This is a genomic window from Vibrio sp. OPT46, from assembly GCF_015163535.1.
Classification (GTDB): Bacteria; Pseudomonadota; Gammaproteobacteria; order Enterobacterales; family Vibrionaceae; genus Vibrio; species Vibrio alginolyticus.
Map to the genome: position 1 here is coordinate 1 of NZ_JADDYG010000886.1, position 332 is coordinate 332.

General features: G+C 39.2%; 1 pseudogene. It reads left to right on the forward strand.

The features are described 5' to 3' along the window. Positions 1 to 98: pseudogene (locus IQR33_RS35005) on the forward strand (LysR family transcriptional regulator); the annotation flags it as partial. Positions 99 to 332 lie beyond the last annotated feature (234 nt).

Sequence of the window (332 nt, forward strand, 5' to 3'; positions counted from 1 at the left end):
ACCATAAGCGAGAGGTAAACAACCCAGCCCACATCGCTCTACGTGAAAAAATCAAAGCCAACTTAACGGCAGCCCACTACGAACCAATTTGTTTATAAATCTTGTCAATTGAAGCGTTAGGCGTTTTCGTCATCAAGCTTTCTACAAACCTTAATAGATAGAATTTTACAGATAAAAAAAGAGGCTCACTTTAATGAGCCTCTTTCTAGATGTGGAACTTCACTTAGCTTTTCTTACTTATTTGGGTTCTCTTTTAGTTTCTCCATCACTTGATCGAGCGAGAAGCTTGCTGCTTTTTGCCTTGGTGGGAACTCTTTAAACGTTTCAAGGAA